23 protein-coding genes are annotated in these 25,899 nt (G+C 39.5%); 2 read left to right on the forward strand and 21 right to left on the reverse strand.

Features of this window, described 5'->3' with window-relative positions:
• Positions 1-95 precede the first annotated feature (95 nt).
• The 6 genes from dnaX to FPK91_RS05440 all read right to left on the reverse strand — a co-directional run bounded on the left by dnaX (position 96) and on the right by FPK91_RS05440 (position 6,611).
• On the reverse strand, positions 96-2,801 hold the full coding sequence (gene dnaX, locus FPK91_RS05410; protein WP_144209074.1) for a DNA polymerase III subunit gamma/tau: 2,706 nt from the start codon (positions 2,799-2,801) through the stop codon (positions 96-98).
• A 226-nt stretch (positions 2,802-3,027) separates the two neighbouring features.
• Positions 3,028-3,579: an adenine phosphoribosyltransferase gene (gene apt, locus FPK91_RS05415; protein WP_193559181.1), complete on the reverse strand. Its 552-nt coding sequence runs from the start codon at positions 3,577-3,579 to the stop codon at positions 3,028-3,030.
• A gap of 153 nt (positions 3,580-3,732) precedes the next feature.
• The gene (locus tag FPK91_RS05420) at positions 3,733-4,098 is read right to left on the reverse strand and encodes a YbaN family protein (RefSeq protein WP_144209077.1); all 366 of its coding nucleotides are present in this window, start codon (positions 4,096-4,098) and stop codon (positions 3,733-3,735) included.
• Between the two features lie 349 nt (positions 4,099-4,447).
• Positions 4,448-5,197 carry an HvfC family RiPP maturation protein gene (locus FPK91_RS05430; RefSeq protein ID WP_144209083.1) on the reverse strand — a complete coding sequence of 250 codons (750 nt, stop codon included), beginning with the start codon at positions 5,195-5,197 and terminating at the stop codon, positions 4,448-4,450.
• On the reverse strand, positions 5,197-6,030 hold the full coding sequence (locus tag FPK91_RS05435) for an HvfB family MNIO-type RiPP peptide maturase (protein WP_144209086.1): 834 nt from the start codon (positions 6,028-6,030) through the stop codon (positions 5,197-5,199). The genes FPK91_RS05430 and FPK91_RS05435 overlap by 1 nt, the downstream gene beginning before the upstream one ends.
• Before the next feature lie 155 nt (positions 6,031-6,185).
• Positions 6,186-6,611: an HvfA family oxazolone/thioamide-modified RiPP metallophore gene (locus FPK91_RS05440; protein WP_144209089.1), complete on the reverse strand. Its 426-nt coding sequence runs from the start codon at positions 6,609-6,611 to the stop codon at positions 6,186-6,188.
• A gap of 317 nt (positions 6,612-6,928) precedes the next feature.
• Between FPK91_RS05440 and FPK91_RS05445 the strand changes: the two genes are divergently transcribed.
• Both FPK91_RS05445 and FPK91_RS05450 read left to right on the forward strand, forming a co-directional pair.
• Positions 6,929-7,879: a tRNA-dihydrouridine synthase gene (locus FPK91_RS05445; RefSeq protein WP_144209092.1), complete on the forward strand. Its 951-nt coding sequence runs from the start codon at positions 6,929-6,931 to the stop codon at positions 7,877-7,879.
• Between the two features lie 332 nt (positions 7,880-8,211).
• Positions 8,212-8,580, forward strand: coding sequence for a TraR/DksA family transcriptional regulator (locus tag FPK91_RS05450; protein ID WP_405127339.1), 369 nt, complete (start codon positions 8,212-8,214; stop codon positions 8,578-8,580).
• Positions 8,581-8,684: 104 nt separating this feature from the next.
• On the opposite strand, the gene FPK91_RS05455 is transcribed toward FPK91_RS05450, so the two are convergent.
• From FPK91_RS05455 to cysE, 15 genes are all read right to left on the reverse strand, one after another.
• The gene (locus tag FPK91_RS05455) at positions 8,685-11,333 is read right to left on the reverse strand and encodes a TonB-dependent receptor (protein ID WP_144209095.1); all 2,649 of its coding nucleotides are present in this window, start codon (positions 11,331-11,333) and stop codon (positions 8,685-8,687) included.
• Between the two features lie 421 nt (positions 11,334-11,754).
• Positions 11,755-14,397 (reverse strand): TonB-dependent receptor, encoded by a 2,643-nt coding sequence (locus FPK91_RS05460; RefSeq protein ID WP_144209098.1) that lies wholly within the window; start codon positions 14,395-14,397, stop codon positions 11,755-11,757.
• An 819-nt stretch (positions 14,398-15,216) separates the two neighbouring features.
• The gene (gene ndk, locus FPK91_RS05465) at positions 15,217-15,648 is read right to left on the reverse strand and encodes a nucleoside-diphosphate kinase (protein ID WP_144209101.1); all 432 of its coding nucleotides are present in this window, start codon (positions 15,646-15,648) and stop codon (positions 15,217-15,219) included.
• A 158-nt stretch (positions 15,649-15,806) separates the two neighbouring features.
• Positions 15,807-16,442, reverse strand: coding sequence for a TetR/AcrR family transcriptional regulator (locus FPK91_RS05470; protein ID WP_144209103.1), 636 nt, complete (start codon positions 16,440-16,442; stop codon positions 15,807-15,809).
• A 165-nt stretch (positions 16,443-16,607) separates the two neighbouring features.
• Complete coding sequence (locus FPK91_RS05475; protein ID WP_227006692.1) at positions 16,608-18,065, reverse strand: amidohydrolase family protein; 1,458 nt, start codon at positions 18,063-18,065, stop codon at positions 16,608-16,610.
• 106 nt (positions 18,066-18,171) lie between these two features.
• A complete protein-coding gene (locus FPK91_RS05480) occupies positions 18,172-18,648 on the reverse strand; it encodes a RidA family protein (protein WP_227006693.1) in 477 nt (158 codons plus the stop codon).
• A gap of 10 nt (positions 18,649-18,658) precedes the next feature.
• Positions 18,659-19,099, reverse strand: coding sequence for a GFA family protein (locus tag FPK91_RS05485; RefSeq protein ID WP_144209106.1), 441 nt, complete (start codon positions 19,097-19,099; stop codon positions 18,659-18,661).
• Positions 19,100-19,369: 270 nt separating this feature from the next.
• Complete coding sequence (gene fdx, locus FPK91_RS05490) at positions 19,370-19,705, reverse strand: ISC system 2Fe-2S type ferredoxin (protein WP_144209109.1); 336 nt, start codon at positions 19,703-19,705, stop codon at positions 19,370-19,372.
• An 8-nt stretch (positions 19,706-19,713) separates the two neighbouring features.
• Entirely contained in the window at positions 19,714-21,576 is a 1,863-nt protein-coding gene (gene hscA, locus FPK91_RS05495) for a Fe-S protein assembly chaperone HscA (RefSeq protein WP_144209112.1), read from the reverse strand.
• 88 nt (positions 21,577-21,664) lie between these two features.
• Positions 21,665-22,189 carry a co-chaperone HscB gene (gene hscB, locus FPK91_RS05500; RefSeq protein ID WP_144209114.1) on the reverse strand — a complete coding sequence of 175 codons (525 nt, stop codon included), beginning with the start codon at positions 22,187-22,189 and terminating at the stop codon, positions 21,665-21,667.
• Between the two features lie 55 nt (positions 22,190-22,244).
• A complete protein-coding gene (gene iscA / locus FPK91_RS05505; protein WP_144209117.1) occupies positions 22,245-22,568 on the reverse strand; it encodes an iron-sulfur cluster assembly protein IscA in 324 nt (107 codons plus the stop codon).
• A gap of 14 nt (positions 22,569-22,582) precedes the next feature.
• Positions 22,583-22,966 (reverse strand): Fe-S cluster assembly scaffold IscU, encoded by a 384-nt coding sequence (iscU, locus tag FPK91_RS05510; protein WP_144209120.1) that lies wholly within the window; start codon positions 22,964-22,966, stop codon positions 22,583-22,585.
• A 40-nt stretch (positions 22,967-23,006) separates the two neighbouring features.
• A complete protein-coding gene (locus tag FPK91_RS05515) occupies positions 23,007-24,221 on the reverse strand; it encodes an IscS subfamily cysteine desulfurase (protein ID WP_144214169.1) in 1,215 nt (404 codons plus the stop codon).
• A 79-nt stretch (positions 24,222-24,300) separates the two neighbouring features.
• Positions 24,301-24,762, reverse strand: coding sequence for a Fe-S cluster assembly transcriptional regulator IscR (gene iscR, locus FPK91_RS05520; RefSeq protein ID WP_144209123.1), 462 nt, complete (start codon positions 24,760-24,762; stop codon positions 24,301-24,303).
• A gap of 311 nt (positions 24,763-25,073) precedes the next feature.
• Positions 25,074-25,895 carry a serine O-acetyltransferase gene (cysE, locus tag FPK91_RS05525; RefSeq protein ID WP_144209126.1) on the reverse strand — a complete coding sequence of 274 codons (822 nt, stop codon included), beginning with the start codon at positions 25,893-25,895 and terminating at the stop codon, positions 25,074-25,076.
• Between the last annotated feature and the right edge of the window lie 4 nt (positions 25,896-25,899).

Here is a 25,899-nt window from a genome sequence, read left to right on the forward strand (position 1 = left end):
CAATGTGGGGCTAATCTTACTGAAAAAAAATAAATTGGCAATAAATCTGAGTTTATTGCTGTCAAAATTTTGAAGCCTATAACGCTTTAGCCGTATTATTGAACAGTTAAAGCAGGAATTTGTTTCCCTATGGCTTGCAGCTTTTCAACTGGATACACCAAAGTATCCGTATTTAACTCGGCTGCTAAGCGAGTGAACATCCATTGTACCTTGTCATCATTAATTAAAGCGTAATTTGCGTTCGCTAATAATTCACGATGAAATCTTTTTCGAAGTTCCAGTGGCGTTTCATGTTGCGGATCTAATCCAACATTAATTACCACTTTGGTGTCTTCGCCTAAATGCTCTGTTAACGCAATTTGTAATTGCTCAATTGCGACATCCGCTGATAGGTGTTTCTGATCTGGTTTTAACAATAGTGGGATCGGATTACCTAGTCTTTGGCACACTGAATTAACGGCTAGCTGTCTTACTCTGCCGCCAATCGTTAACTCTGACATAATTTTGTACCAATGCAAATCTAAGCTGTCGCCTAACACTTCATGTGAGCCCGTCGTCACCATTGTCGTTGAAGGGGTGACCACTTCAGTCGATGCTGCGACAGTTTGCTGGTCTGCACTATTGTTCACTACGGGGCGAACGACTGAATCCACAACAGGATTCACTAAAGTATTTGCAGTAGTCGAATCAGGTGCACTTTCTATGACTGCCTGATTCACCATTGGTTCTTGAGTGACTGCAACATTTGCGACGTCGGTCTCATTAGTTGAAGCAACTGCAGGTTTATCTAACGGTTTTTCCCATGGCGGTCTATCAGTATCGTCTAAATGACCGATTGTTGCAGCATGATTTCTACTGGCATTGGTGTTAGCTATATCACTGGCGGTATTGTCAATCGGTTGCGCTTTAGGTTTGGGCGCTGGGATTCTAATACTAGGATTGCTTACCGCCTGTTGCTTTTTTGCCTGTTCACCTTCTTCAGCTAACGTAGTTAACTCCGCTTTTAAAGAATCGTTAGTCGCAAGGACAGCATTGAGTAATGCATCCATATCTTCTAGGCTACTTTCAGGTGCTTGTGCTGGTTGTGAAACGACTGTTTGTGTTGTTGGGTCAATTGTATTTAACGACTGAGAATTAACTGCTGCTGTAGTTTCATTTTGTTGATACTGACTATGATCTTCGTTATCAAAATCAACATAGGATTCATCGCTCTCTTGAGAGAATTGCTCATAAGCATCGATTGGCATGTCATTACTGTTTTGAATAACGTTCGACTCAGCTTCTGTATTAGCTTTAGGTGCTATTACAGGTGCGGCTTCAGGTGCTTTATCAGAAACAATTGCAGGAGCGAGTTCAATGTTAGCGACATCCGTTACCTTTTCGGTAACCTTGTCAGTAATAACCTCCTGTGGCTCTGCTACAACTTGGTGTTGCTTAAACCCAAGACTATCAGCCTGACTCATGATAATGGCTTGTTCTGCAGCAATAGCCTCATCGGCTTTAATGAGATTATCAGTATCAGTGCTTGCAACAACATGACTTGTCTTCTCATCAGCAACACTGCTTACAGGAGTTTCTGACGAAGTAATAACGGCTTCAACTGTATTAGTTGAGTTATTAGCTTCTGCTTTTACTGGAGCTTGAGAGACTGTTGCAGCTGTTGTCGCTGGAGTGAGTGAAATGGTAACGGGCTCATCTGTGTGCCAACGTTTAACCAATTTTTCAGGCACAAATGCCACGGCGCGTAACAGTGCCATTTCCAGGCCCGATTTAGGATCGGGTGCAAAACTTAATTCTTTACGGCCAGTTAATAACAACTGGTAATACAGTTGAACTTGCTCTGGCGTCAGTTGCTGAGCAAAAGCTAAAATTTGCTCGCTATATAACGACTGCTGTGCAGCGACAGGAGCAAACTGGCTTAACGTAATTTGGTGTAATAATTCAAGCAAACTACGCAGCACTTCATCAGCATCGGCGCCAAAGCTTAAAACTTGTTGGATGGTCTGCATCAAAATAGCAATGTCGGCATCACATAATGCTTTTAATAACGCCAAGACTTGGTGAGCATCAATACTTCCTAGCATTGACTGAACCTGTTGATGCATGACTTGACCACTGCCAAAAGCGATGGCTTGGTCAGTTAAGCTTAATGCATCGCGCATGCTGCCATTAGCCGCTTTGGCAAGTAATGATAGTGCTTGGGGTTCGAAATTTAATTGCTCTTGTGTTAGTACAAAATCTAACTGCTTAGTGATTTCGTCTTGTGACAAGCTTTTTAGATTAAACTGTAAGCATCGTGACAATACCGTTACGGGTAATTTTTGAGGATCCGTCGTCGCCAGTAAAAATTTCACATGCTCAGGTGGTTCTTCGAGTGTTTTAAGCAAAGCATTAAAACTACTACGCGATAGCATATGAACTTCGTCGATTAAATAGACCTTATAACGACCACGTGCAGGCTTGTACTGGACATTATCAAGTAACTCACGGGTATCATCTACTTTGGTTCTTGATGCGGCATCAACTTCGATAAGATCGACAAAGCGACCTTGGGCAATTTCGACACAACTAGAGCACACACCACAAGGTGTTGCAGTTACGCCTTGCTCACAGTTAAGCCCTTTAGCAAAAAGGCGCGCTAAACTGGTTTTACCTACGCCACGCGTGCCAGTAAATAAGTAGGCATGATGTAATCGTTGCTGAGTGAGTGCATTTGTAAGTGCCAGTAGAACATGTGATTGCCCTACCATCTCTTCAAATTTGGCAGGGCGCCACTTACGGGCTAACACCTGATAAGACATGGAATTCCCCAAGCTTTAATGAAACGGGTTGATATAAATAGAATTGATTTTAACTGTACCCGAGAATAAAAATAACAATAGCATGCTCGTCATTCACACGCTATTGCTACTCTATAAGGCTGGATAGTTTGCTGAAGGTTTAATCTGTCTTCGGTATATTTGAGCTCTTATCTTGTTGAATCTAAATAATAGAATCAATAAAAGCCTTCACAGTGAAGTGAGCAGCCTATTCGCCTTCAAATTCACATAGGGTTAAAATGTCTAAACCTAAACCTTCAAGGCGCTTCTCGCCGCCAATATCTGGCAGTGAAATAACAAACGCAGCATGCTTAACATCACCGCCTAATTCACGAATAAGTTTAACTGTCGCTTCGATAGTACCGCCAGTTGCCAGTAAATCATCAACAACAAGTACTTTGTCTTCAGGTGTAATCGCATCAACATGGATTTCTAGCGTATCTTTACCATATTCAAGATCATAAGTTTGCGAGATAGTCTTTCTTGGTAACTTACCAGGCTTACGAACAGGAACAAAACCAATGCCAAGTTCTAATGCTAAAGGTGCACCAAATAAGAAACCGCGAGCTTCAGTACCCACAACTTTAGTGAACCCAAGATCTTTATATTGCTCAACAAATAAAGCGATAGTCGCTTTATAGGCTTCTGAGTCTTCTAAAAGGCTGGTGACATCACGAAACATAATGCCTGGAATTGGGTAATCAGGAATAGCTTTAATGCTGTTTTTGATAAGCGCTAAACGTTCTGGATTCATAGTCATATTAAGTAGTCTATTTTAAATGAATGTACTAATAGCCACGAGTTTAATAAGATTTTATTAAACTGTAACGAGTCTGTGGCATATCACTCTATTTTGCTGATACTAAGCATGTTTGCGATCAGTTGCAACTGACGAACAAAATACCATCATTTTTTAATCTAACTCTGGGATCTGCCACAAAAAAAGCAATAAACAACACAACATACACGCGAGCATCACTTTGACCCATATTAATGGCACTATGAAAATACTAACGACAAAGCTTAGTGTTGTCATGACCATGGCTTTCTTCTTTAGTCGTTTGCTGATTGAACGTTTGTCTTGCCAATCATTTAAGGCTTCAGAGAACCAAGGGTGAGTCATTAGCCAATTGTGCATGCGAGAGCTTGAACGGGCAAAACAATAAGCCGCAAGCAGTATGAAAGGTACAGTTGGCAATAAGGGCACCACGATACCAATTGTACCGAGCACTAAGCTCGTTAAACCAGTAATCAAGAACAACCCACGTTTTAAAGCCATATGTCTCCAAGCCCAAATCAAAAAAACCATTCAATAGAATGGTCTTTGGATAACCGACTCTATGACAAACTAGAACGGTATGATAACTGAGATTAGCAGTTAAATTAAGCCTGCAAGTCTCAACACAGAGATTGATGCAGGTAATGTTGGTATCAACAAAACTAGAATAAAACCAATAAAATACAGAATGTTAAATGGGTCTTTAAACGGCTGACTCATATTATTTATTTCCTAACAGTAAAGTTGACCGCCTTGCAGCAGCGTGAACCAGATCACAAAATTCGCGCTATTGTATTTAAAAAGGTGCCGAATAAAAACCCCAAATAAAGTAAGCGTTTTATTCACTGTTTTAAATTGCTTTTAAAGAACAGATAATCCCTTTGTCTGCAAGTTGTTGCAACATCTGCAAACAGCCGCTTGAGAGGCTTTCTGGCGCCATTTGCGGGTAAGATTCAACTAACCAAGATAATACATCGCTAAAATAGCACTGCTTAGACTGATTAATGAATGCGAGTACTTGGGCAGTGAGTGAATTGAGCTGGAGAAAGTTAACTTCGTCATGGTCATCACGATAGACACAAAAACAATGGGCTTGCTCACTCGCCTCGGTCGGCTGGTAATCAACACTGATGTGCTGCACATCAAACTGGTACTGAGCGACTCTAGCTTTAACTGATACATTCAAGGGTAATTCGGTTATTAATGCTTTGTCGATAACCTGTTCATTGTCGTCATCAAACACTGTGGAAATAAATAATTCTAGCCATTCATAATGAGCAAGCTCCACCATAAACGGAGGATCATAGTCGGCTGGCTGATATTGCGTTTGCAAGAAGGCGATAAACTCTTGAGATATTTCAATAAAAATAGGGGTTTTACAGTCATAACTGACAAAAAACTGCTGAATGAGTTTCGTCCATGCATCATCGGTATAAAGGCTTTTTAACACCGGAAAGCCGCCTGAAACAAAACCATTAATGTTATTAAAAAATAACTCACGATAAACGCTCATCCGTTCTAATGTCATGCCATCTGGCAATGGATTACTTGGATCGCGAATATAATCCATAAACCCTTGTTGAGTGTTAATAAAATTCATTAAGCACTCCTTTTCGATGTTGTTGCAGCTTGTTGATACTGATGAATTTGATTTATCTCTAACAGTAATTCATCGGTTTCTGGAATATTGAAGTCGCGCTCAAGCAAGGTCGGAAAAACCCCATGTTGTTGATAACTCTGTTGCAATAATTGCCACACTGGATCGATGATATCGGCACCATGAGTATCAACCATTAAATCGGTATTTTCTTCATAGTGTCCCGCAATATGCATATATTCAATGCGTTTTGATGGCATAGCTGCGAGAAATTTTGCTGCATCATATTGATGGTTTACCGAATTAACATAAATGTTATTAACATCCAGAAGCAGTTTACAGTCAGCCTCTTCAAGTACCGCATTCACAAACTGTTGTTCTGACATTTGCGCACCGGGGGCAGCATAAAAAGACACATTTTCTAAGATGAATGGACGCTCTAAAATGTCTTCTACTTGTTTAATACGCTTTGAAACATAACTAACGGCTTCTTCTGTAAAAGGGATTGGCATTAAGTCGTACATGTGGCCGCTACCAGAGCAGTAACTCAAATGTTCCGAGTAGATTTTGATTTTATGAGTATCGAGAAAGCCTTTTATTTGCTTCACAAAGTCAGTATCTAAACGTTCTGGAGAGCCAATAGACAAGGATAAACCATGGCAAAAGAATTCATGTTGCTCTGTAAGTTGTCTGAACTGCTTACCAAACTTACCGCCTAAGGTCATCCAGTTTTCAGGGGCGACTTCAAAGAAGTTTATTTGCTCAGGTACATGCTGACAAAATTCATCAAGCATTTCTCGGCGTAAACCCAGTCCAACAGTTGCTTGTTTGGCCATAAACACCTCAAATACTCTATTAATGACTAAAATTGGTAAACGTTACCGACTAAAAAGGCCTGCATAACAGGCCTTATTTTGGCGTAGATTTAGTTGGCATGAAAGCTTTTAAAGTAAAGTCAGCCAAAAAATCAACTCGCTAATAATCAAAGTGATTATTTAGCACCACCACATTTACCTTCGCCACATTTACCTTCTTTGGCTTTACCTTCAGCCGCTTTTTTCATATCACCGCCACATTTGCCTTCACCACATTTACCTTCTTTGGCTTTTCCTTCAGCCGCTTTTTTCATGTCGCCGCCGCACTTGCCTTCGCCACATTTACCTTCTTTGGCTTTTTTCATATCGCCGCCGCACTTGCCTTCACCGCATTTACCTTCAGCGGCTTTTTTCTTGTCGCCGCCGCACTTGCCTTCACCACATTTGCCTTCTTTAGCTTTTTTATCTCCACCATCTAATTGGTAACCAGAATTCATTTGCTCAAAACCAAATGGGTTAGCTTCTACTGAAGTAGATACGCCAGCAGTTAATACTACTGCACCTAATGCCAATGCGACTGTTGTTTGCTTAACTGAGTTCATAATTATTTTCCTTAAATATCAAACTTTATAATAGTGACCAACAACAAACAGTGCTGGCTTACATCTGAATAGACCTACAACTCTTTACTTTTATTTCACATTATTTGATCTAAATCATCATTATTTTTAAAAAACACTGCTAGGGCAGCGTTATTATCATTAAGCATAGAGCAAAAAATCCATCTATCAAGCTGATAATAAAGATTATTTTTTAAAAACATCGAATTTTTACTGGTTTTAATAAAAATGAAATGAATTTGTATAAAATATTAAAGTCGCTAGAATAGCGCTCCTTTTACATTTATCCAGGTTGTACTGTGCGTGTAGTTTTAGCTCCTATGGAAGGCGTCATTGATGATTTGATGCGAGAAATTTTATCTGAAATCAATCCTTATGATTTGGTAGTGACCGAATTTGTACGGGTCGTGAATCAGCTACTTCCTGAAAAGGTTTACTACAAACTATGCCCTGAACTGCGTAATGGTGGTTTAACCGCATCTGGCACTCCAGTAAGAATACAATTACTCGGCCAGCACCCACAGGTCATGGCGGAAAACGCACACCGTGCAGTTGAATTAGGCTCTCGTGGCGTTGATGCAAACTTTGGCTGCCCGGCCAAAATGGTTAATCGCAGTAATGGTGGTGCTGTATTACTGCAATACCCCGATACCATTCACGATATTGTTAAAGCTATGCGCGATGCAGTGCCCGCTGATCAACCTGTTACGGCAAAAATCCGTCTAGGATATGAAGATAAATCCTTATTTATGGAAAACGCATTAGCAGTATATGAAGCTGGCGCCAGTGAAATTGCCATTCATGCCCGCAGTAAAACAGATGGCTATAAGCCGCCTGCCTACTGGGAGTACATTACTGAAGTACGTAAGCGCTTACCGATCCCAGTGATTGCCAATGGCGAAATCTGGAGCAGTGATGATGCTAAACGCTGTATGGACGTAACGGGATGCGACAACATCATGCTTGGTCGCGGCGCGATGTCTTTACCCAATTTGGCCGCAACAATAAAAGGCGATGAAGCACCTTATACTTGGTCACAAACGCTAAATTTACTGTTGAACTACACGCAAAAACAATTGATTAATAAAAAAATCGATTACTACCCTGCCCGAGTAAAACAATGGTTCACTTATCTCAATAAGCAATACCCAGAAGCCGATGTGTTATTCAGAGAGCTTAGAGTGCTTAAAACAGCTGAAGGTATCATTGATATATTAGAAAGAGCCCACGAACAACAATTATCAAATTAAAATATTGAGTCTTGTTATGAAGATATGGAAGTGAAGTGCAAGAGTTAGAACTAGCAGCTATATGGAATCTTCACCTCAAGGTTCCCTACTCTGACGAAATTTAAAACAATTTGGTTGTTAATTATAGTCGTTACTCTATACATAGCTTCATTACTAATGAGTGACATCTGCACAAAACCTTACCAAGATATTGAGTTTTATATAACAATATAAATAAAGCTTAATAATTCATCGAGTAAATTAAACCCTCATTTGATCTCCATCATAGCAGCGACCTTTATTAACGGTAGACTGAATAACCAGTTTAGAGAATTTAGTAATTAGGTGATTTTGTGAATACTCAAGACGTACAACAAACATTATTGCAACGTGCAGAACAGTTAAAATATGAACTTGTACATCAATTAAACCAAAAAATTGAAGCACATACCGCTGCAAAAGTGCATTTCAATATGAGTTTAACTGAGTTAATCGAACTCATGAGTAACCAGCATTTAACTGACAGTCCATTATTTGAACAGCTAACCCGACTTGATGCCGCTTTGTGCCAACTAGAAATTGGCTTATACGGATTATGTTCTGATTGTGAAGCAGACATTGAAGTTGAGCGCTTGGCTGCAGACCCAACAGAGCAGCGCTGTGCTCATTGTGCTGAAAAGTATAACCAAGAGCATAGACACGAATTAAAGCTCAGTCACTAATCGTTTAGTACTCACCATTTAGCGCAGAACTTAAAGGTTTAATCTATTTATTACTAAAAGAAAAAAACCTCCGCAAGCGGAGGTTTTTTTATTCTAAATCAATTTTAGAAACGTTGACTTAAACGAATGTAATAAGTACGACCAAGTACGTCGTATAAACCTACATTCACATCACGGTAGTCTGCATAATCATAATAAGTTGGCGCTTCTTCATCCAGTAAGTTATTAACGCCTACAGTGATAGAACCATTCATAGAGTGATTATATGCGAACTGAACATTATGTTTGAAGTAAGTATCGTAGTCAGTATAGCTATCGTACTCTTCAAGTTCACGCCAATATTCAGCTGATTGACTTCCGATATATACCGTAGTCCACGCAGCACTGAAGTCATCGTAACTCCAAGATACACCTAAGTTACCGCGTAAATCTGGGTAATCAGTACTACCTGAATAATCGATCATTGCAGCTTCAGCATTATCTTGCTTTTTAAACTCAAGGACTTTTGATAAATCGACTTTGAAGTTCCAGTCACCGAAACTTGTCTCCAAATTATAAGCTGTCACGAAATCAAGACCAGATGTTTCAACCGTTGCGATATTACGTACACCAGACTCGATATATTCAATTTTACCGTCTGCGCCACGTGTCACAAAATCAGATGAGCCTTCACGTAATTCGTCACGTAAAATATCATCAACACCAACAGATTCAATTTTATTATCATAAGTAATCGAATAGTAAGACAGTTCAACATTCCATGCATCCGATACGTTCCAAACACCACCAAGTGTGAATGAGTTACCTTCTTCAGCTTCTAAGTCAGGGTTACCACCAAACCAAGTTTTATGCTGCTGGCGAGGATCACAATAAGTCGTGTCATCATTACCAGCTTCATTACACCATAAGTTATCTAATGAAGACTCAAAACTTAACGCTTGTGATGAGAACATCTCGCCCATATTAGGAGCACGGAATGAATCACCATAACTTGCACGTAATAATAAGCTATCGACTGGACGCCAGCTTAAACCAACCTTTGGTACAACTGCATCAAATGTAGTTGAATTAACAATATCGCCTGTTGCACCCGTTAATTGACCTTCTTGCTCATAGCGTTCATAACGCACTGCTGCTGACACTTCAAAATTTGCAGGCAAGCCCATTTGCACTTCTAAATAGCCCGCGGTGCGATCACGTGTTGCGTTAACATCATCACCACCAGAACCACCTGAGATAATACCTGCTGCAGATTCAGGATCTGACGTTTGTTTAAAGTCGATCATTTCGTACTCTGCACCAGCAACCATTGCTAGTGTAAAGTCGCCATCATCGATTATTAACGTAGACACTAAACCGTCAATTTGAGTACTTTCAAATTTACCTTGGTAAACGCCAGTATGCGCTGCTGCACCATAAAGCTGGCTCATTTGACCATTCCAATCTTCGTAATCCATACCAGATGTATTGAAGATATCATATTCACCAGAATCTATTTCGCGTTGAATGATACTGTCGTTGATTAGATTATAATTGAATGAGTTAGTCGTAGAAGCTGAGCTTTGTACGTTTAACTCCCAATCTAAACCATTACCCACGTCTGCAAATCCAACAAATCCAGCTAAAATATCGAAGTTATTAGTTTCTGTTAGAGTGTCACGTTCACCAATTTGCACTGAACGCATATAGATAGTGATATCTTCACCACCTGTTGCTGCATATGGGTTATATGGATTGTCAGCTGACATCACTGGAAAGTTAGTTGACACAGGGGTTCCAGCATAACGAGTTTCAGTTTCAGCAAGTGATGCTGATGCACGTCCACGGAATTGAATATCATCTGTAATATCATAACTAAAATTAGATAAGAATGAGTTACGAGTAACATCACCAAACAACTTGGTCACTTCACCGTAGCTATATAAACAGCGACCATCACTATTAATTACAGTATTTTCTACTTGATCACATAATTCAGTATTGTCTATCCAACCAGAATCAGAAATACCATTTGGTACAGAACTAAATGTACTGTAGGCACCATATGTCGGGTCATTTAAGTTCCATACATCACGATCCATCACAGCTTTGGTATCATAGTGCTCATAAGTTAAAGTGATATTACCTTTATCTGTATTATATCCTGTTGCTATTGATAAACGGTTTGCATCACCACCTTCAACATCAGGCATTTCAGTACTAAAATCTAACTGAACACCATCGAATTCTTTTTTGGTAATGATGTTAATTACGCCAGCTACAGCATCTGATCCATAAACTGCTGAGGCACCATCACGAAGGATTTCAATTCGCTCAACAATTGAAATAGGGATAGAAGAGGTATCAGCCACGGCACCAGAACTTGAACTAGTTCCAGGCATACGACGGCCATCTAGTAAGACTAGTGTCGCTGAAGCACCTAAGCCACGTAAATTAACACTGCTAGTTGAACTTGCACCTGCGCCATAACCCGATACACCACGCCATGAGCCAAAACTGTTAATAGCTGAGTTATTTAAAACATCAGCAACAGTTTTTTCACCCGTCATTGCAATTGCAGCGGCATCAATCACTGTAACTGGAGAGACTGTTTCCATATCAACTTGCTTAATACGAGAACCTGTAACTTCAATTCGTTCTACTTTTTCTGACGCTTCTTCAGCGAATGCGACGCCTGAAAAGGCAACTGATGTTGCTGCAGCAGCAAGCATGCTACGACGTATCGCCTTGGCTGTTAATGTTAATGTACTCATGTAAATCTCCCTAATCGTTAAATATTACTAACGCATTGACTTATTATTGTTTTAATTGGTTAAACCTAAGTTAAACACTCACCTAGATACTGTTAAATACCCGCTAAAGCTGCAACATCAGCCACGTTTTTTTAACCACTAAAGGACAATTTGATACATAAAATAGGGGGTTAAGGAGATGAAAATACACTTTTGAAATATAAAACAAAGACTTAGTATAAAAGTGGTTATTGGATAATTTACAGCTAATTGCGGTTACAAATTATTTCAAATGATACCCACTGGTTAAATCGCTAGTATTTTGAGTATTTGATGAGGAATAACTGAGTGGGAACGTTGTTCACTACAAAAAACAAAGCCTCAATCAAGTTAATGATTGAGGCTTTTATTAAGATGTAATTATCATCTCAACATGTTCAGCTTAGAACTTAACGCTTGCTCTAACGAAGAAGTAACGACCTAGCACATCATATGTGTAAGGATCGGTATTTGAATCGTTATTACCTGTGTAATAAGGAGGCTCTTCATCTAATACATTGTTCACACCACCAGATAAAGTAACTGCATTAGTTAAATCATAAGATGCTGAGATATCGTGGTAAACGATAGAGTCGACTGAAGGGGCGTAACACTTAGAGGTATCATCTTTACAAGCAAAAGAATCCATACCATCAATGTAACGCGCTTCATAAGTCGCTGACCAATCATCACCAGTTGCAGTTAAATTGAAGTTTGTTTTCAATTCAGCGTATGCACCAACACCACCAGTAATGAAACCTTTGTAATCAATTGCATTGCCATCTTGGTCAAATTCTTCATACGTATCTAGGATAGTAGTATCAAGTCCTGCTTTCCAATCTAAGCCTAGGCCTTCAAAAGTATATGCAACATTGATATCGTAACCTGCAGTGTTTGTTTCACCAATGTTTTGTAAACCATTGTCAAACTTAATACGACCAGTGTTATCGATAGAGATATTTGAAGATTGACATAATGCAGTACCAGTATTGATAGTATTACCATTTGCATCTAAACACTGATTAGCAATGTAGTTATTATCAACAGAAGTAATAGTATTACTAATTTGAATATCGTAATAATCAACTGTTAGTGATAAACCTTCAACAAAGCTTGGAGAGTAAACTAAACCAATAGTTGTAATATCAGCTTCTTCTGGGGTTAACAGTTCGTTACCGCCTACAGTCACTTCAGCTTGTGTTTGATCTGTAGCTGGGTGAACAATTTGTTCAAATGATGGAGATTTACCGCCGTATAGCTCATCAACCGTTGGAGCACGGAATGCTGTAGATTGCACACCACGAACCATTAAATCATCAAATAAACGCCAAGTTAAACCAAGTTTCCAGGTGTTATCTGAACCAAATGTGCTGTAATCGAAGTAACGAATAGCTGCACTCAGATCAACTTGCTCAGCAAATGGAAGGTCACTTAATAATGGGATAGCTAATTCTGCATAAATTTCATTAACATCAAATGAACCGGCCGTAGCTTCCACGCGAGGGTCGTTAGCTAAACCTTGAGCGGTTAATGAATCAGGCGTGAAATGAGCAGACTCTTTACGGTACTCGTAACCAGCTGCGAAGCCCATAGTCCCTGCAGGTAAATCAACAATATCACCAGAAAGAGATAATGCTGCGATATCTAATTCGCTACCACCAGAATTAACTTCTGTATAAATAAATGGTGCAATGCTATCACCCATCCAAGAAGACTGTAAGAATGGATCAAACTCTTCGGCTAATACAGCATCGTTTATAGAACCAATGTTATGCAGGTTAGCTAGCGTATCTACTGAATCATTTTTACCTTTGTTGTAAGAAGCATCCCAAGTCCAACCATTATCGAACTCGCCTTCTAAACCAACAACGACACGAATGGTGTCAACAACTTGCGAGAAATCACGAGAACCAGACTCAACCATACGACGACCGTAATCTACAGTCTCACCGTCAGCAACCCATGGTAACAAGTCATCAGTCATCCAGCCGCCAGCAGACATAGGTTGATATACCCAAGACTCGCTGTTCCAAATTGGTTGTGGTGCCATTTGCTGATCAGACCAACGCTTAGAATACATAGCTTCAGAGAAGAAGATTATGCTATCAGAAACTTCATACGTACCAGCCATGCTTAGATTCAAACGCTCCATAGGAGTCGATAAGAAACTGTCTTTTGAGTAGTTAAAACGATCAGCATCAGTAAACTCGTGATATTCACCACCACGACCACTTAAATCTGCACCGTTAGCACCCCAAATGTGACCGCCTTCAGAGTATGAACTACCAGCACAATATATTTCTTTGCTACCATTATCACCTTTTTCTGCTATTGGGCAGTTAGAAAAATCGCGATCTGCTTGGCTAGCATCTCCACGCTTGGTGTACTGAGCGTTAATTACTACGTTACCTTTATCAAAGGTGTTACCCATAGTGAAATCGATACTTGATTCATCAGCATCACCTTCACCAGAAATACCCGTTTGAACGTTTAGCTCAAGGCCATCGAAGTCACGCTTTAAAATTATGTTTACAACGCCAGCAATAGCATCAGTACCATAAACAGCAGATGCGCCATCTTTTAATACTTCTACACGTTGGATCATTGACACTGGGATAGTATTTAAATCTACAGTAGAAGCTGCACCAGTACCTGAAGCAATCATACGACGACCGTTAACTAATACTAAAGTACGGTTAGAACCTAAACCACGTAGGTTTACAGATGCATTACCTCTTGAACCATTGTTCACAGCAGCGTTAGTCATCGCGCCGCCTGAAGAAGTCATTTTCTGTAACACACCATCAATAGATGTTGCACCAGAAGCGATAATCGCAGATGCATCGATAACGGTAAGCGGGCTGGCCGTTTCCATATCAGCACGTTTAATACGAGAACCGGTAACAGCAATTCTTTCTACTTTTTCTACTTGAGCTTCTTCAGCTGATACATTTGCTGAGAAAGTTGAAGTTGTTGCAACTGCTGTCGCAGCTACAGTTAATAAGCCGCGGCGAATAGCCTTAGCGGTTAAAGATAATGAACTCATTATTATGCTCCCTTCGTCGTGATTTAAATAAACCCACAACGTTATATTTATTATTTTTAGGTTAACTACTCTAGTTAACTGAGAGCATTATTGTTAAATAAAATTGATTTAGTCAACATTTTTCACAAATAAATAACTGAACGGTTGAGTTGTGATACAAATAAAATGCAATTACTATTACAATTCAAATTAATACTTTAAAATCAGTTACTTAAATAAAAACCGCAACCTAATGTTAAATAATATAAACATAAACTTTAACAAAGTGTTAATAACATTGTTAAATAAGATCGATAATTAGCCAATTAAGTTAACCAATTAACAAACTAAAATATAAACACAAACATAATACCGCAAATAAATTAACTAATTTAACAATTCAGCAACTCAAGTAACTAAAAATAAATATGTTACATTCTGTTAAATTTTAATAAATGTATTAATAATCACAATTTTTGCATATATAAAACATCAAGTAGATATCATCTAGTTGGTGAGATTAAATTAAATTTTTATGCATATATTGCATCATAGAGGTGACAGAAACTTCGCTGCCTACAAATGGCAGTAGGAGATTTATCTAATAAATTGGTAAGAAAGAAAAACAATAACAGAGTTAAATAGTCATAGCGCAGCACGAGAGACACACGAAATAATATTGATTTAGCAAGGTTTCGACAAAGCTGAACGGATAATTATTAAGGGACTTGAATAGCAAATATAGCTGCTTCTTAAACTTTGGCCGGCACTTAAGCAAAACATTAATTTTAAGCATAAAAAAAGGAGCCAAAGGCTCCTTTTTTAAAATCAATCTAGAATTTAGCGTGTGCGTGCACACAACTCTTCTGCACTGAAGAAGTAAGCAACTTCACGCTCTGCAGATGCAACTGAATCAGAACCGTGAGCAGCGTTCTCGTCAATGCTTTCTGCAAAATCGGCACGGATAGTACCTGGAGCAGCGTCAGCTGGGTTAGTAGCACCCAAGATGTCACGATGAGCTAGAACTGCGTTCTCGCCTTCTAAAGTCTGAACCATGATAGGGCCAGAAGTCATGAATGCTACTAGAGCACCAAAGAAAGGACGTTCGCTATGCTCAGCGTAGAAACCTTCAGCTTGTTCTTGAGTTAGGTGTACCATTTTAGAAGCAATGATCTTAAGACCAGCAGTTTCGAAACGGTTGTAGATAGCACCGATGTGGTTTTTAGCAACTGCATCTGGTTTGATAATTGAAAAAGTGCGTTCGATAGCCATTAGAAGCTTCCTTTAGATAACAAATATTTTTAAATTCGCGCGGATTATACGTAATTTACCTTACGATGCATAGCGTTATTGATGTCACATAACCAAATTGTAATCTTGTGACTCAGCTAATACAAAAATTGTGATAAAACTCTACTTGCTTGTTAAACCTATTGGAACGATTGAACAAGATATCCTTGTAACATCATTGGTAATTGCTCAACAAACTGAGTATTAGACATTGAACATGCGATAGCTGGAGTCAAGGTTGGGTATAAAATTTTATCAAGCAGGCTATTAATAAGCATATAAATAACCATATCGGCTGAATCTTGCTGAGACTGGGTTGCTGGCTTTTCATCACAAAAACGAAGTAACAAATTCGATAATCGACTGTAGGTTTCATTTCTATCTAACGTTGGCTGGGTAAAGATAGTATCAGGGTGTAAACGCGCATTCAGATGGATAGTTCTAAATACACTTCTTCTAGCATCTAAAAAATCGTATGTTTGCTGACAAAGAACCGTCACTTGCTCTTCTAAAGTCTGACACTCTATCAATTCAAGTGCTTCGACCCACTTTAATAATTCACAACCAAAATCATCATACAATAATGGTAATAATGCTTCTTTATTCTCAAATCGACGATAGAAAGTGCCAACTGACACCCCTGCTCCTTCAGCTAACTCTTTAATGCTTATATGTTCAAAGTATTTAAACTTGAGCGCATCTTGCAATGATTGTAAAAACTTATCATGAGTAGCTTGGCTACGTTTTTGTTTCGGGCGTAAATCTGTGACAGACATGCATTTTTCCAATGAACTCTCGTTGATAAAAAAGACAGCAAATGCATCACCTGCTGTCTTTACACATCATACAAGTTCTAATGTAAAAACTCTATTTCAACTATTCAGTTAAACCTTTAATACGATGAAGTCGTCATGCTTGGACGGTTAAACAACCAACAAGGGTTAATGTAAACCAACAATGGCTTTGTTATCTGCCACAATTTGCTGACTGTCATAACCAATACCATTTTTAAACACCACAGGCATATCTTGGATTCGCGTAATATCCACACTTAAATCACCATTAACCAGAACCAAATCAGCATTTTTACCCACTTCTATACTTCCTATTACATCTTGTTTTTCAAGATAAGTCGCGGCATTTAATGTTGCTATTTTAATGACTTCTTCGACTCGAAAGCCTGACTCAAATAACAATTCAATCATTCGCTGGTTAGAGAACCCCGCAACCACACCACCATAACCGGTTGGATCTGTGCCAGCCATCAGTAAACCGCCCGCTTCAACAAACTTTCTTTCCAGTTGCATCATTTTGTCAAACACGACAGGCCATGTTGCCTCTTCTTGTTGGGATATACTTAACCAGCGTGTTTCGTATTGCTTCCTCACTTGAGGAATCAGTGCTTCAAGTGCTAATGGATAGGCTTTAGGGCGACCTTTGATAAAAGTTTCATATACAGTTAACGTTGATGTTAACGCCACATTTTGCTCAACTAGATAAGCGATAAGATCATCTACCTCTTGTGAATTGATGTCTAAATCCACTAAAGATTGATGTGCATCTTTTGGACAAATATCCTTTTGCTTATTTTTGACAAAATCTGTCGCTGCAAAAAAACCATGTTCCAAATTATCAATGCCCATTTGAGCAGCTTCGCGATACGTTATTGAGCACAAGTGCGCAGTAACTTTATGATGACGTTTGTGGGCTTGAGTGATGACAGTTTTAAGTTCTTCGCTGCGAATATTAATATACGCTTTATAAGAAGTCACACCTTCAGATATCCAGTAATCCATCATGAGTTTGGCATTTTCAGCATCACGCAAGGTTTTTAACTTGAGAATAGGTAAACCTGGACCGTTGAGGTAAGGCGCTGTGACATCCATATCAGGACCAATTGTTTCACCAGCATTGATTGCCGCACGTACATTTAAGTCGCCATATGGGGAGGTCGTCCCCGCCGTGCGTACAGTCGTTGCTCCGCCGGCTAAATAAAGTTTAGGAAAACTATGCAACATCTCAGTATAGTGAGCATTACCAGTAGGATAAAACATATGTTCATGCATCATCACAAGCCCGGGAATTAAAGTTTTTCCACTGCCATTAATTATCGCAGCCTCATTTGGTATCTCTGCTTTAATGCTATCTGAAATGCTACTGATTTTACCCGCTTTGATGATAACCGTTTGTGATGGCATTCGTTGACGGCCAGTTCCATCGATAATGTCGACATTGGTAATGGCTATGATTGACTGATCATATGAAACGTAGTTATTTGAAGCTGTTCCTTTTGTCATTGAGCTAGCTGAAACAGTGCTTTGAGCAACACTGCTACCCGCAAATACCGCACATGAAAAGCTATACAATATTAAAGCAATACTGGCTAGTTTAAATTCCATTATTCATCCCTGTTCAAATTTTTTTTAGGGATGATATAGCCAAACACAACTTATGTAAATATGAGTTCACATTTTAATGGGCTTTATATTATCCTCTGTTTATTACTTATTTCGCTGCTAAACACTCAATTTCAATACTCGCACCAAGGGCTAATGCTTTCACAGCCATCGTACTTCTAGCAGGATAAGGTGCACTAAAAAAGGTTCGATATATATTATTGAATACTGGAAAATCCTCTATATTTGTTAGCATCACAGTACATTTGACCACATCTTGTAAACCGTAGCCCATTCTGGATAATGAACTGCTAATATTGGCTAATGTCATTTCTGTTTCAGCACTTACTCCGCCCACAGCCAATTTGCTAGTAGTTGGATCGATCCCTATCTGGCCTGACAAATAAACCGTATTACCCACTTGTACACCTTCAGAAAAAGGATAAGTCGTAGGTGTTTGTTTCGTATTTAAGAAACGCACTTTGGTTTGTGGTGCCTCAGTAATCACACCTGTGTCCATATGATTTACTTGATTGGCACTAACTGAACAGCTGACCAATGCAGCAATGATGACGATTAACTTCATGAAAAATTCCTTATTTAGCGACATTACTTTCTGATGGTGCTGTCGATGGTGTGGTACTAAATGCACTGATATGATTTAAATCTTTTAACCATGATTGCGCCGAGCAATGCCAAATTTGCATTGATGGCGTTAATGCTTTGCGCTGATCGACAACCCCGAGCCTAATTCCATATACCCGCGGCGCATCTCCAACCGAAGTTGCGTACATAGCAGAACCGCATTGTTGGCAAAAACCTTGAGCACGAGGATTACCACTATCTGCGATTTTTATATATTCTTTTGGCGTCCCCTTAGTAAAAGTCATTGCGTCAATATCTGACATAACAACCGTTCTAAAAGCACTGGCTGATAGCATTTGACAGTCATTGCAATGACAAACTATCACCTTGTCAGGTCTTACTTTGGCAGTAAAAGCTAAATCACCACAATGACATTGGCCTGTTATATTCATTTATAAACTCACTTTATGTGAACTAAGGTTCGCATAACTTTAGAGTTAAATAGCTAATTAAGCAAGAGATATTAATTACAGCTAGATTAAATTCAGGGACAGAACCAAAGGGACAGAGAGCGAAAATAGTAAATAGCATGACTAAATGCCAGAGTAGATATATTTATTTCGAGCATAAAAAAAGCAACGATAATGTAAATACATAATCGTTGCTTGTTTAATAATAACTATCGAGGAGCAGATGTAAACTCATCTGCTAATAACGCAAGTTTAGCCTTCGCTAACCATGTTGACAGTATATTTTGGAATCTCGATGACCATATCAGTATCAACAACTTTAGCTTGGCAAGATAGACGACTCTCAGGCTCAAGTCCCCAAGCTTTATCTAACATGTCATCTTCTAACTCATCACTTTCTTCAAGGGCATCGAAGCCTTCACGTACAATACAATGACAAGTTGTACATGAATTCGATTTTTCACAAGCATGTTCAATATGAATACCATTTTTTAATGCTACATCTAAAATGGTCTCACCGATTTCAGCTTCAACAACTGCGCCGTCTGGACACAGTTCTTCATGTGGTAAAAAAACTAACTGTGGCATGTTATCACCTATATATTATCGACAGACTGACCTTTCAGCGCTGTTCGAATTGAATTATCCATACGACGATTAGCAAATTCTTGCGTTTGTGCATCTAACGCTTCAATTGCTTTTTCTATTGCGTCGGTATCTTCGCCTTGAGCAGTTACTTGTAACTGTTCAATTGAACTATAAATAGCCGTTCTTTCTTCCTCACTGAGTAAGTCAGCATCTTTTGCTAGCGCAGCCGTGAGTGTTTCAACCACGCGAGAAGCTTCTACTTGCTGCTCTGCTAGCATTCTTCGGCTAATATCATCTTTAGCATGCTTCATAGAATCTTTCAGCATAGTCGCGATTTCAGTATCAGATAAACCAAATGATGGCTTAACCTGAATCGTGGTCTTAACTTCTGTTGATTTTTCCATGGCTGTCACGCTAAGTAAACCATCTGCATCAACTTGGAAGGTGACTCGAATATGCGCCGCGCCAGCAGCAAGAGCTGGAATACCATTTAAAGTAAAACGCGCTAATGAACGACAATCATCGACCATTTCACGTTCGCCCTGCACAACATGAAATGCCATTGCCGTTTGACCATCTTTAAAAGTGGTAAATTCTTGGGCGCGAGCCACTGGAATGGTGGTGTTACGAGTGACGACTTTTTCAATCAGTCCACCCATAGTTTCGATACCCAAAGACAATGGAATAACATCAAGTAATAACAAATCTGATTCAGGCTTGTTACCCACTAAAATATCGGCCTGAATTGCTGCGCCAATAGCGACAACACGATCAGGGTCAATGGAGGTAAGAGGTGTTTTCTTAAAGAAGTTTTCAACTTGCTCAAGCACTAAAGGTACGCGAGTTGAACCGCCGACCATAACCGTTTCAATAATGTCATCAGTGGTGACATCTGCATCACGTAACGTTCTGCGACAACTTGATATGGTTTTCTTAACCAGAGAACTAATCAGTGCTTCAAAGTCAGTTTTAGTCACTTCTGCTTCAACACGCTCAGCATTATCTAACGTAATTGATGCTATGCAGGTCTCAGATGATGTTAAGTGCTCTTTAACTCTTCGTGATTCAATTAATAATTGACGCGAAAGGGTTGCAGACAAATCTGATAAACCAAAAGCTTGCTGAAGATGTGTTTGCAATAGATGATCAAAATCATCACCACCTAATGCAGAATCACCACCGGTAGCTAATACTTCAAATACACCACGATTAAGTCGTAATATCGAAATGTCGAATGTACCACCACCTAAATCATAAATGGCAATAACACCTTCTTGTTTAGAATCTAAGCCATAAGCAATCGCTGCAGCAGTGGGTTCATTCAATAAACGTAAAACCTTCACACCTAAAAGCTCTGCCGCATCTTTGGTACCCTGACGTTGTGCATCATCAAAATAGGCCGGTACGGTAATAACAACGCCTTCTAAATCGCCACCGAGTGTTGCTTCAGCTCTGGCAATAAGTGGTTTTAAAATTTCAGCAGATACTTGAATCGGATTTACAGCGCCAAATGCAGTATTGAAAATAGGTAACCCATTTTCGCTGGCGCTGAAATCATAAGGAAGATTAAGTTCTTTAGCTTGAATATCGGCAAGACTTTTACCCATAAAGCGCTTTACAGACACTATGGTATTTTTAGGGTCTTGAGCAGACTTAGCTTGTGCATTCATACCCGTTTCGATTGAGTCGGTATTAAAATGTACAACTGAAGGAAGAGAATGTTGTCCGTCGCTATCAACCAAAGTTAATGCTTCACCACTTCTCACGGCAGCAACTAACGAATTTGTCGTACCGAGATCGATACCAACCGCTAGACGGTGTTGATGAGGCGCGGCGCTTTGTCCGGGCTCGGCGATTTGAAAAAGTGCCATAATAATCCAATTTTAGTTGTGAACATTCATCGATTAAATCAAAATAAAATGCCCAGCTATAATCACTGAGCAAAGTTTAATCAAAAACTTAATCTAATAATGAATCTTCAATTCTAGCTAATTCATCTTGCAATTTTGCCATAAATTTAAGCTTTCTGATCTGATCAGCCGCAGATAAATTATCATTATCTGTTTCTGATAGCAGTAATTTGGCAAGTTGTTGCGAAAGTGACGTTTCAAAATCAGCAAATGAATCGTATAAATCACTGATTAATTCGTCAGGTTGTTGGTCGTCTTTGATATCTTCTAATGCTTCTCGCCATTCCATCTGCTGCATTAAAAATGCAGTGTCTTTAACCGTTGTGGTTTCATGACTAATATCAATGCCGCGTAGGCTTAATATATGTTCAGCACGTTTGAGAGGATTTTTGAGGGTCTGATAGCCATCATTGACTTGCGCAGTTCGTTGCACTGACAATAATTTTTGTTGCTCAGATTCATTAGCAAACTTATCGGGATGAACCGCCCTTTGCAGGGCGCGATAGCGTTCTGCAAGTGAGGCGATGTCGATATCAAAGGAAGGTGAAAATTGAAATAACTCAAAATAATTCATTGGCAGATATCATGCTCTTTATTGGTAATGTTTAGTGTCAATTTCAGCATCTATATTAGACAGTGAAACTTTCACCACAACCACATTCACCTTTGGCATTAGGGTTATTAAATTCGAAGCCCTCATTGAGGCCCTCTTTAACAAAATCTAATTCAATGCCTTGGAGATAAATAAAGCTTTTTGCATCGATAATGATATTAACGCCTTCAATTTCATAAACTTCATCGTCGTCATTAATATCATCAACAAATTCAATCACATAAGCCATACCAGAACAACCAGATGTTCTTAACCCAAGACGTAAACCTAAGCCTTTCCCACGATTATCTAGGAAAGATTTAACTCTATCAGCCGCAGCTGGGGTCATTGTAATTGCCATCTTAACTCCAGGTATTACTTAGCTTGCTTTGATTTGTACTCATCCAATGCTGCTTTGATAGCATCTTCAGCTAAAATTGAGCAATGGATTTTAACCGGTGGAAGCGCTAATTCTTCTGCGATATCAGCATTCTTAATGGTCGCTGCTTCTTCAACAGTTTTACCTTTAACCCATTCAGTAACCAATGAGCTTGATGCAATTGCACTACCGCAACCATAAGTTTTGAATTTAGCATCTTCAATAATGCCATTCTCGCCTATTTTAAGTTGAAGCTTCATTACGTCACCACATGCTGGTGCGCCAACCATACCGGTTACCACTGAAGGGTCATTCTTATCAAATGAACCTACGTTACGTGGGTTTTCATAATGTTCGATTACTTTTTCGCTGTAAGCCATAACAATTCTGCTCCATTTATCACTATCGATAAAAAATTAATTAGTGGTGTGCCCATTGAACTTGATCAAGGTCGATACCATCTTTAAACATTTCCCATAAAGGAGACATTTCACGTAATTTACCGATAGATTCATCAATTACTTTGATTGCATGCTCGATATCTTCATCAGTAGTGTAACGACCGATTGAGAAGCGGATTGAGCTGTGTGCCATTTCATCGTTCAGGCCAAGTGCACGTAGTACGTAGCTTGGTTCTAAACTTGCTGAAGTACATGCTGAACCAGATGATACGGCTAAATCTTTTAGTGCCATCATTAACGATTCGCCTTCAACAAAGTTGAAGCTGACGTTGAAGATGCCACAGTAGCGTTGTTCCATATCACCATTAATGTAGGTTTCTTCGATATGTTTAACGCCATTCCATAACTTGTCACGTAGACGAAGAATACGGGCATTGTCTTCAATCATGTCTTGCTTAGCGATAGCTGCTGCTTCACCAAGACCAACAAGTTGATGCGTAGCCAATGTACCACTACGCATTCCGCGTTCGTGTCCGCCACCATGCATTTGAGACTCTAGACGAATACGTGGTTTACGACGCACGTACAAAGCACCTACACCTTTTGGTCCGTACATTTTATGGCCAGATATTGAAATCAGATCAACTTTAGTCGTTTTAACATCAATCGGTAATTTACCTGCACTTTGTGCAGCATCCATATGGAAGAAAATACCTTTTGAACGGCATAACTCGCCAATTGCGTTAATATCTTGAATAACACCAATTTCATTGTTTACGTGCATGATGCTCACTAATATCGTGTCATCACGCATTGCGTCTTCAATTACTGACATTGCAATCAAACCATTCGGGCTAGGCTCAAGATAAGTCACCTCGTAGCCTTCACGTTCAAGTTGACGACAAACATCTAAAGTCGCTTTATGTTCTGTTTTACTGGTGATGATGTGCTTGCCTTTCTTGTTATAGAAATGCGCAATACCTTTAATCGCCAGGTTACTTGATTCAGTAGCACCAGATGTGAATACAATTTCACGGTGATCAGCGTTTAATAAGTCAGCCACTTGGTTACGAGCAATATCAACTGCTTCTTCGGCTTGCCAACCATAACGATGTGAACGAGATGCTGGGTTACCAAACACACCGTCCATTGTCATAAATTGAACCATCTTTTCTGCAACACGTTTGTCAACTGGCGTTGTTGCGGCATAATCTAAGTAGATAGGAAGCTTCATCATACACTCCGTACTGAGTAACCCAAACGGGGCTACTAACAACGTACATATAAATAGTTATTGATACATGAACATAAAATTACAAAGTAACTCTATGTTCCTTCTGCAATTCATCTTGCTTTATTGAGATAAATTGAACATCTCTTTTGTGCATTAATCCAGCAAGTGTAATGCCATCTAGAAAATCTGAAATTTGTTTACTTAAGTCACCCCATAAAGAATGGGTAAGACAACGGGTGCCACTTTGGCAATTCCCTTTTCCCTGACAACGAGTAGCATCAACAGACTCGTCAACAGCATGCACGACCATGCCTACAGAGATATCATTGGCTTCTTGGCCAAGACGATAACCGCCTCCAGGACCACGAACACTAGATACAAGACCATTTTTACGAAGCTTAGCGAAGAGTTGCTCTAGATAGGAAAGCGATATTCCCTGTCTCTCAGAGATATCCGCTAAGGGAACTGGCCCGGTGGCTGAGTGAATAGCAACGTCTAGCATAGCTGTCACTGCGTAGCGACCTTTTGATGTCAGTTTCATAACGTTATTTGCTCCCATAAACTATGGAGCAATTTCATCATACCTGAGTAAACTAGTCAAGTATTTAACCTAGTAAATCACTCAAGTATTATCTCTCGTTCGCAGCTAACAATTTAGGTCTTAATATTTTCACGGCTATTTAACCTTTTTATACAACAAGATTCAATGCCAATAGCCTATAAATACGACTAATACGTAATAAATATTTCGTTATTTACAAAAATGCTATTTTAGATAAATCCAATAGCCCAAAAATAAAAAATCGACACTCATTAAATGGGTGTCGATTCAGTAAAGTTCAACCCTAAATTTTAAATACTGGGATCAAACTTATCAATTTCTTGTTTACGATTTTCAGCCGCTTCTTGCTCTGCTTCTGTAAAGTCATCGACATTCAACTCTGGCAGTTTTTCAGTGCACACTTCCCCACCCATTGATTGAACTGCTTGACAGATTTCTTGCACTTTAGAATCCATCAAATGCATATGGTCAAGCATTTGCCCGATGGCGCTCGCTACTGGATCAGGATTATCAGGCGATACTGCATACGCATCAAAACCATACTTCTTAGCCATGGCGCTGCGTCTTTCTGTTTGCTCTTTAGACTGATCTGACGGCGTTGAAACTACTCGTCCGGGAATACCGACCACTGTCGTATCTTTAGCGACATCTTTAACAATTACAGAATTTGAACCGACTCTGGCACCGTCATGCATAGTAATAGGACCAAGAATTTGCGCGCCAGCACCTATCACCACATTGTTTTCTAATGTGGGATGACGCTTACCGGCTTGCCAAGTCGTACCGCCCAAGGTAACACCATGGTAAAGGGTACAATCATCACCAATCTCAGCCGTTTCACCAATGACCACGCCCATACCGTGGTCGATAAAGAATCTGCGACCAATAGTGGCACCAGGATGGATCTCTATCCCGGTTAACCAGCGAGAAAAAGTAGATAGGCATCGCGAGAGCAAATGCCACTTCGCATTCCATAACTTATTGCTGATTCGGTGTATCCAAATCGCATGCATCCCAGGATAGTTTACTAATATTTCAAAACTACTGTTCGCCGCCGGATCACGGTGATAAATAGATTCAATATCTTCCTTCAATCGCGCTATCACGCCCATGTCA

It is taken from the genome of Shewanella donghaensis, assembly GCF_007567505.1.
Lineage (GTDB): Bacteria > Pseudomonadota > Gammaproteobacteria > Enterobacterales > Shewanellaceae > Shewanella > Shewanella donghaensis.

Coding starts and splice junctions, on each gene's coding strand:
- dnaX (WP_144209074.1), bottom strand. CDS start 2,801: ATGTCTTATCAGGTGTTAGCCCGTAAGTGGCGCCCTGCCAAATTTGAA.
- apt (WP_193559181.1), bottom strand. CDS start 3,579: ATGACTATGAATCCAGAACGTTTAGCGCTTATCAAAAACAGCATTAAA.
- FPK91_RS05420 (WP_144209077.1), bottom strand. CDS start 4,098: ATGGCTTTAAAACGTGGGTTGTTCTTGATTACTGGTTTAACGAGCTTA.
- FPK91_RS05430 (WP_144209083.1), bottom strand. CDS start 5,197: ATGAATTTTATTAACACTCAACAAGGGTTTATGGATTATATTCGCGAT.
- FPK91_RS05435 (WP_144209086.1), bottom strand. CDS start 6,030: ATGGCCAAACAAGCAACTGTTGGACTGGGTTTACGCCGAGAAATGCTT.
- FPK91_RS05440 (WP_144209089.1), bottom strand. CDS start 6,611: ATGAACTCAGTTAAGCAAACAACAGTCGCATTGGCATTAGGTGCAGTA.
- FPK91_RS05455 (WP_144209095.1), bottom strand. CDS start 11,333: ATGAGTACATTAACATTAACAGCCAAGGCGATACGTCGTAGCATGCTT.
- FPK91_RS05460 (WP_144209098.1), bottom strand. CDS start 14,397: ATGAGTTCATTATCTTTAACCGCTAAGGCTATTCGCCGCGGCTTATTA.
- ndk (WP_144209101.1), bottom strand. CDS start 15,648: ATGGCTATCGAACGCACTTTTTCAATTATCAAACCAGATGCAGTTGCT.
- FPK91_RS05470 (WP_144209103.1), bottom strand. CDS start 16,442: ATGTCTGTCACAGATTTACGCCCGAAACAAAAACGTAGCCAAGCTACT.
- FPK91_RS05475 (WP_227006692.1), bottom strand. CDS start 18,065: ATGGAATTTAAACTAGCCAGTATTGCTTTAATATTGTATAGCTTTTCA.
- FPK91_RS05480 (WP_227006693.1), bottom strand. CDS start 18,648: ATGAAGTTAATCGTCATCATTGCTGCATTGGTCAGCTGTTCAGTTAGT.
- FPK91_RS05485 (WP_144209106.1), bottom strand. CDS start 19,099: ATGAATATAACAGGCCAATGTCATTGTGGTGATTTAGCTTTTACTGCC.
- fdx (WP_144209109.1), bottom strand. CDS start 19,705: ATGCCACAGTTAGTTTTTTTACCACATGAAGAACTGTGTCCAGACGGC.
- hscA (WP_144209112.1), bottom strand. CDS start 21,576: ATGGCACTTTTTCAAATCGCCGAGCCCGGACAAAGCGCCGCGCCTCAT.
- hscB (WP_144209114.1), bottom strand. CDS start 22,189: ATGAATTATTTTGAGTTATTTCAATTTTCACCTTCCTTTGATATCGAC.
- iscA (WP_144209117.1), bottom strand. CDS start 22,568: ATGGCAATTACAATGACCCCAGCTGCGGCTGATAGAGTTAAATCTTTC.
- iscU (WP_144209120.1), bottom strand. CDS start 22,966: ATGGCTTACAGCGAAAAAGTAATCGAACATTATGAAAACCCACGTAAC.
- FPK91_RS05515 (WP_144214169.1), bottom strand. CDS start 24,221: ATGAAGCTTCCTATCTACTTAGATTATGCCGCAACAACGCCAGTTGAC.
- iscR (WP_144209123.1), bottom strand. CDS start 24,762: ATGAAACTGACATCAAAAGGTCGCTACGCAGTGACAGCTATGCTAGAC.
- cysE (WP_144209126.1), bottom strand. CDS start 25,895: ATGGGCGTGATAGCGCGATTGAAGGAAGATATTGAATCTATTTATCAC.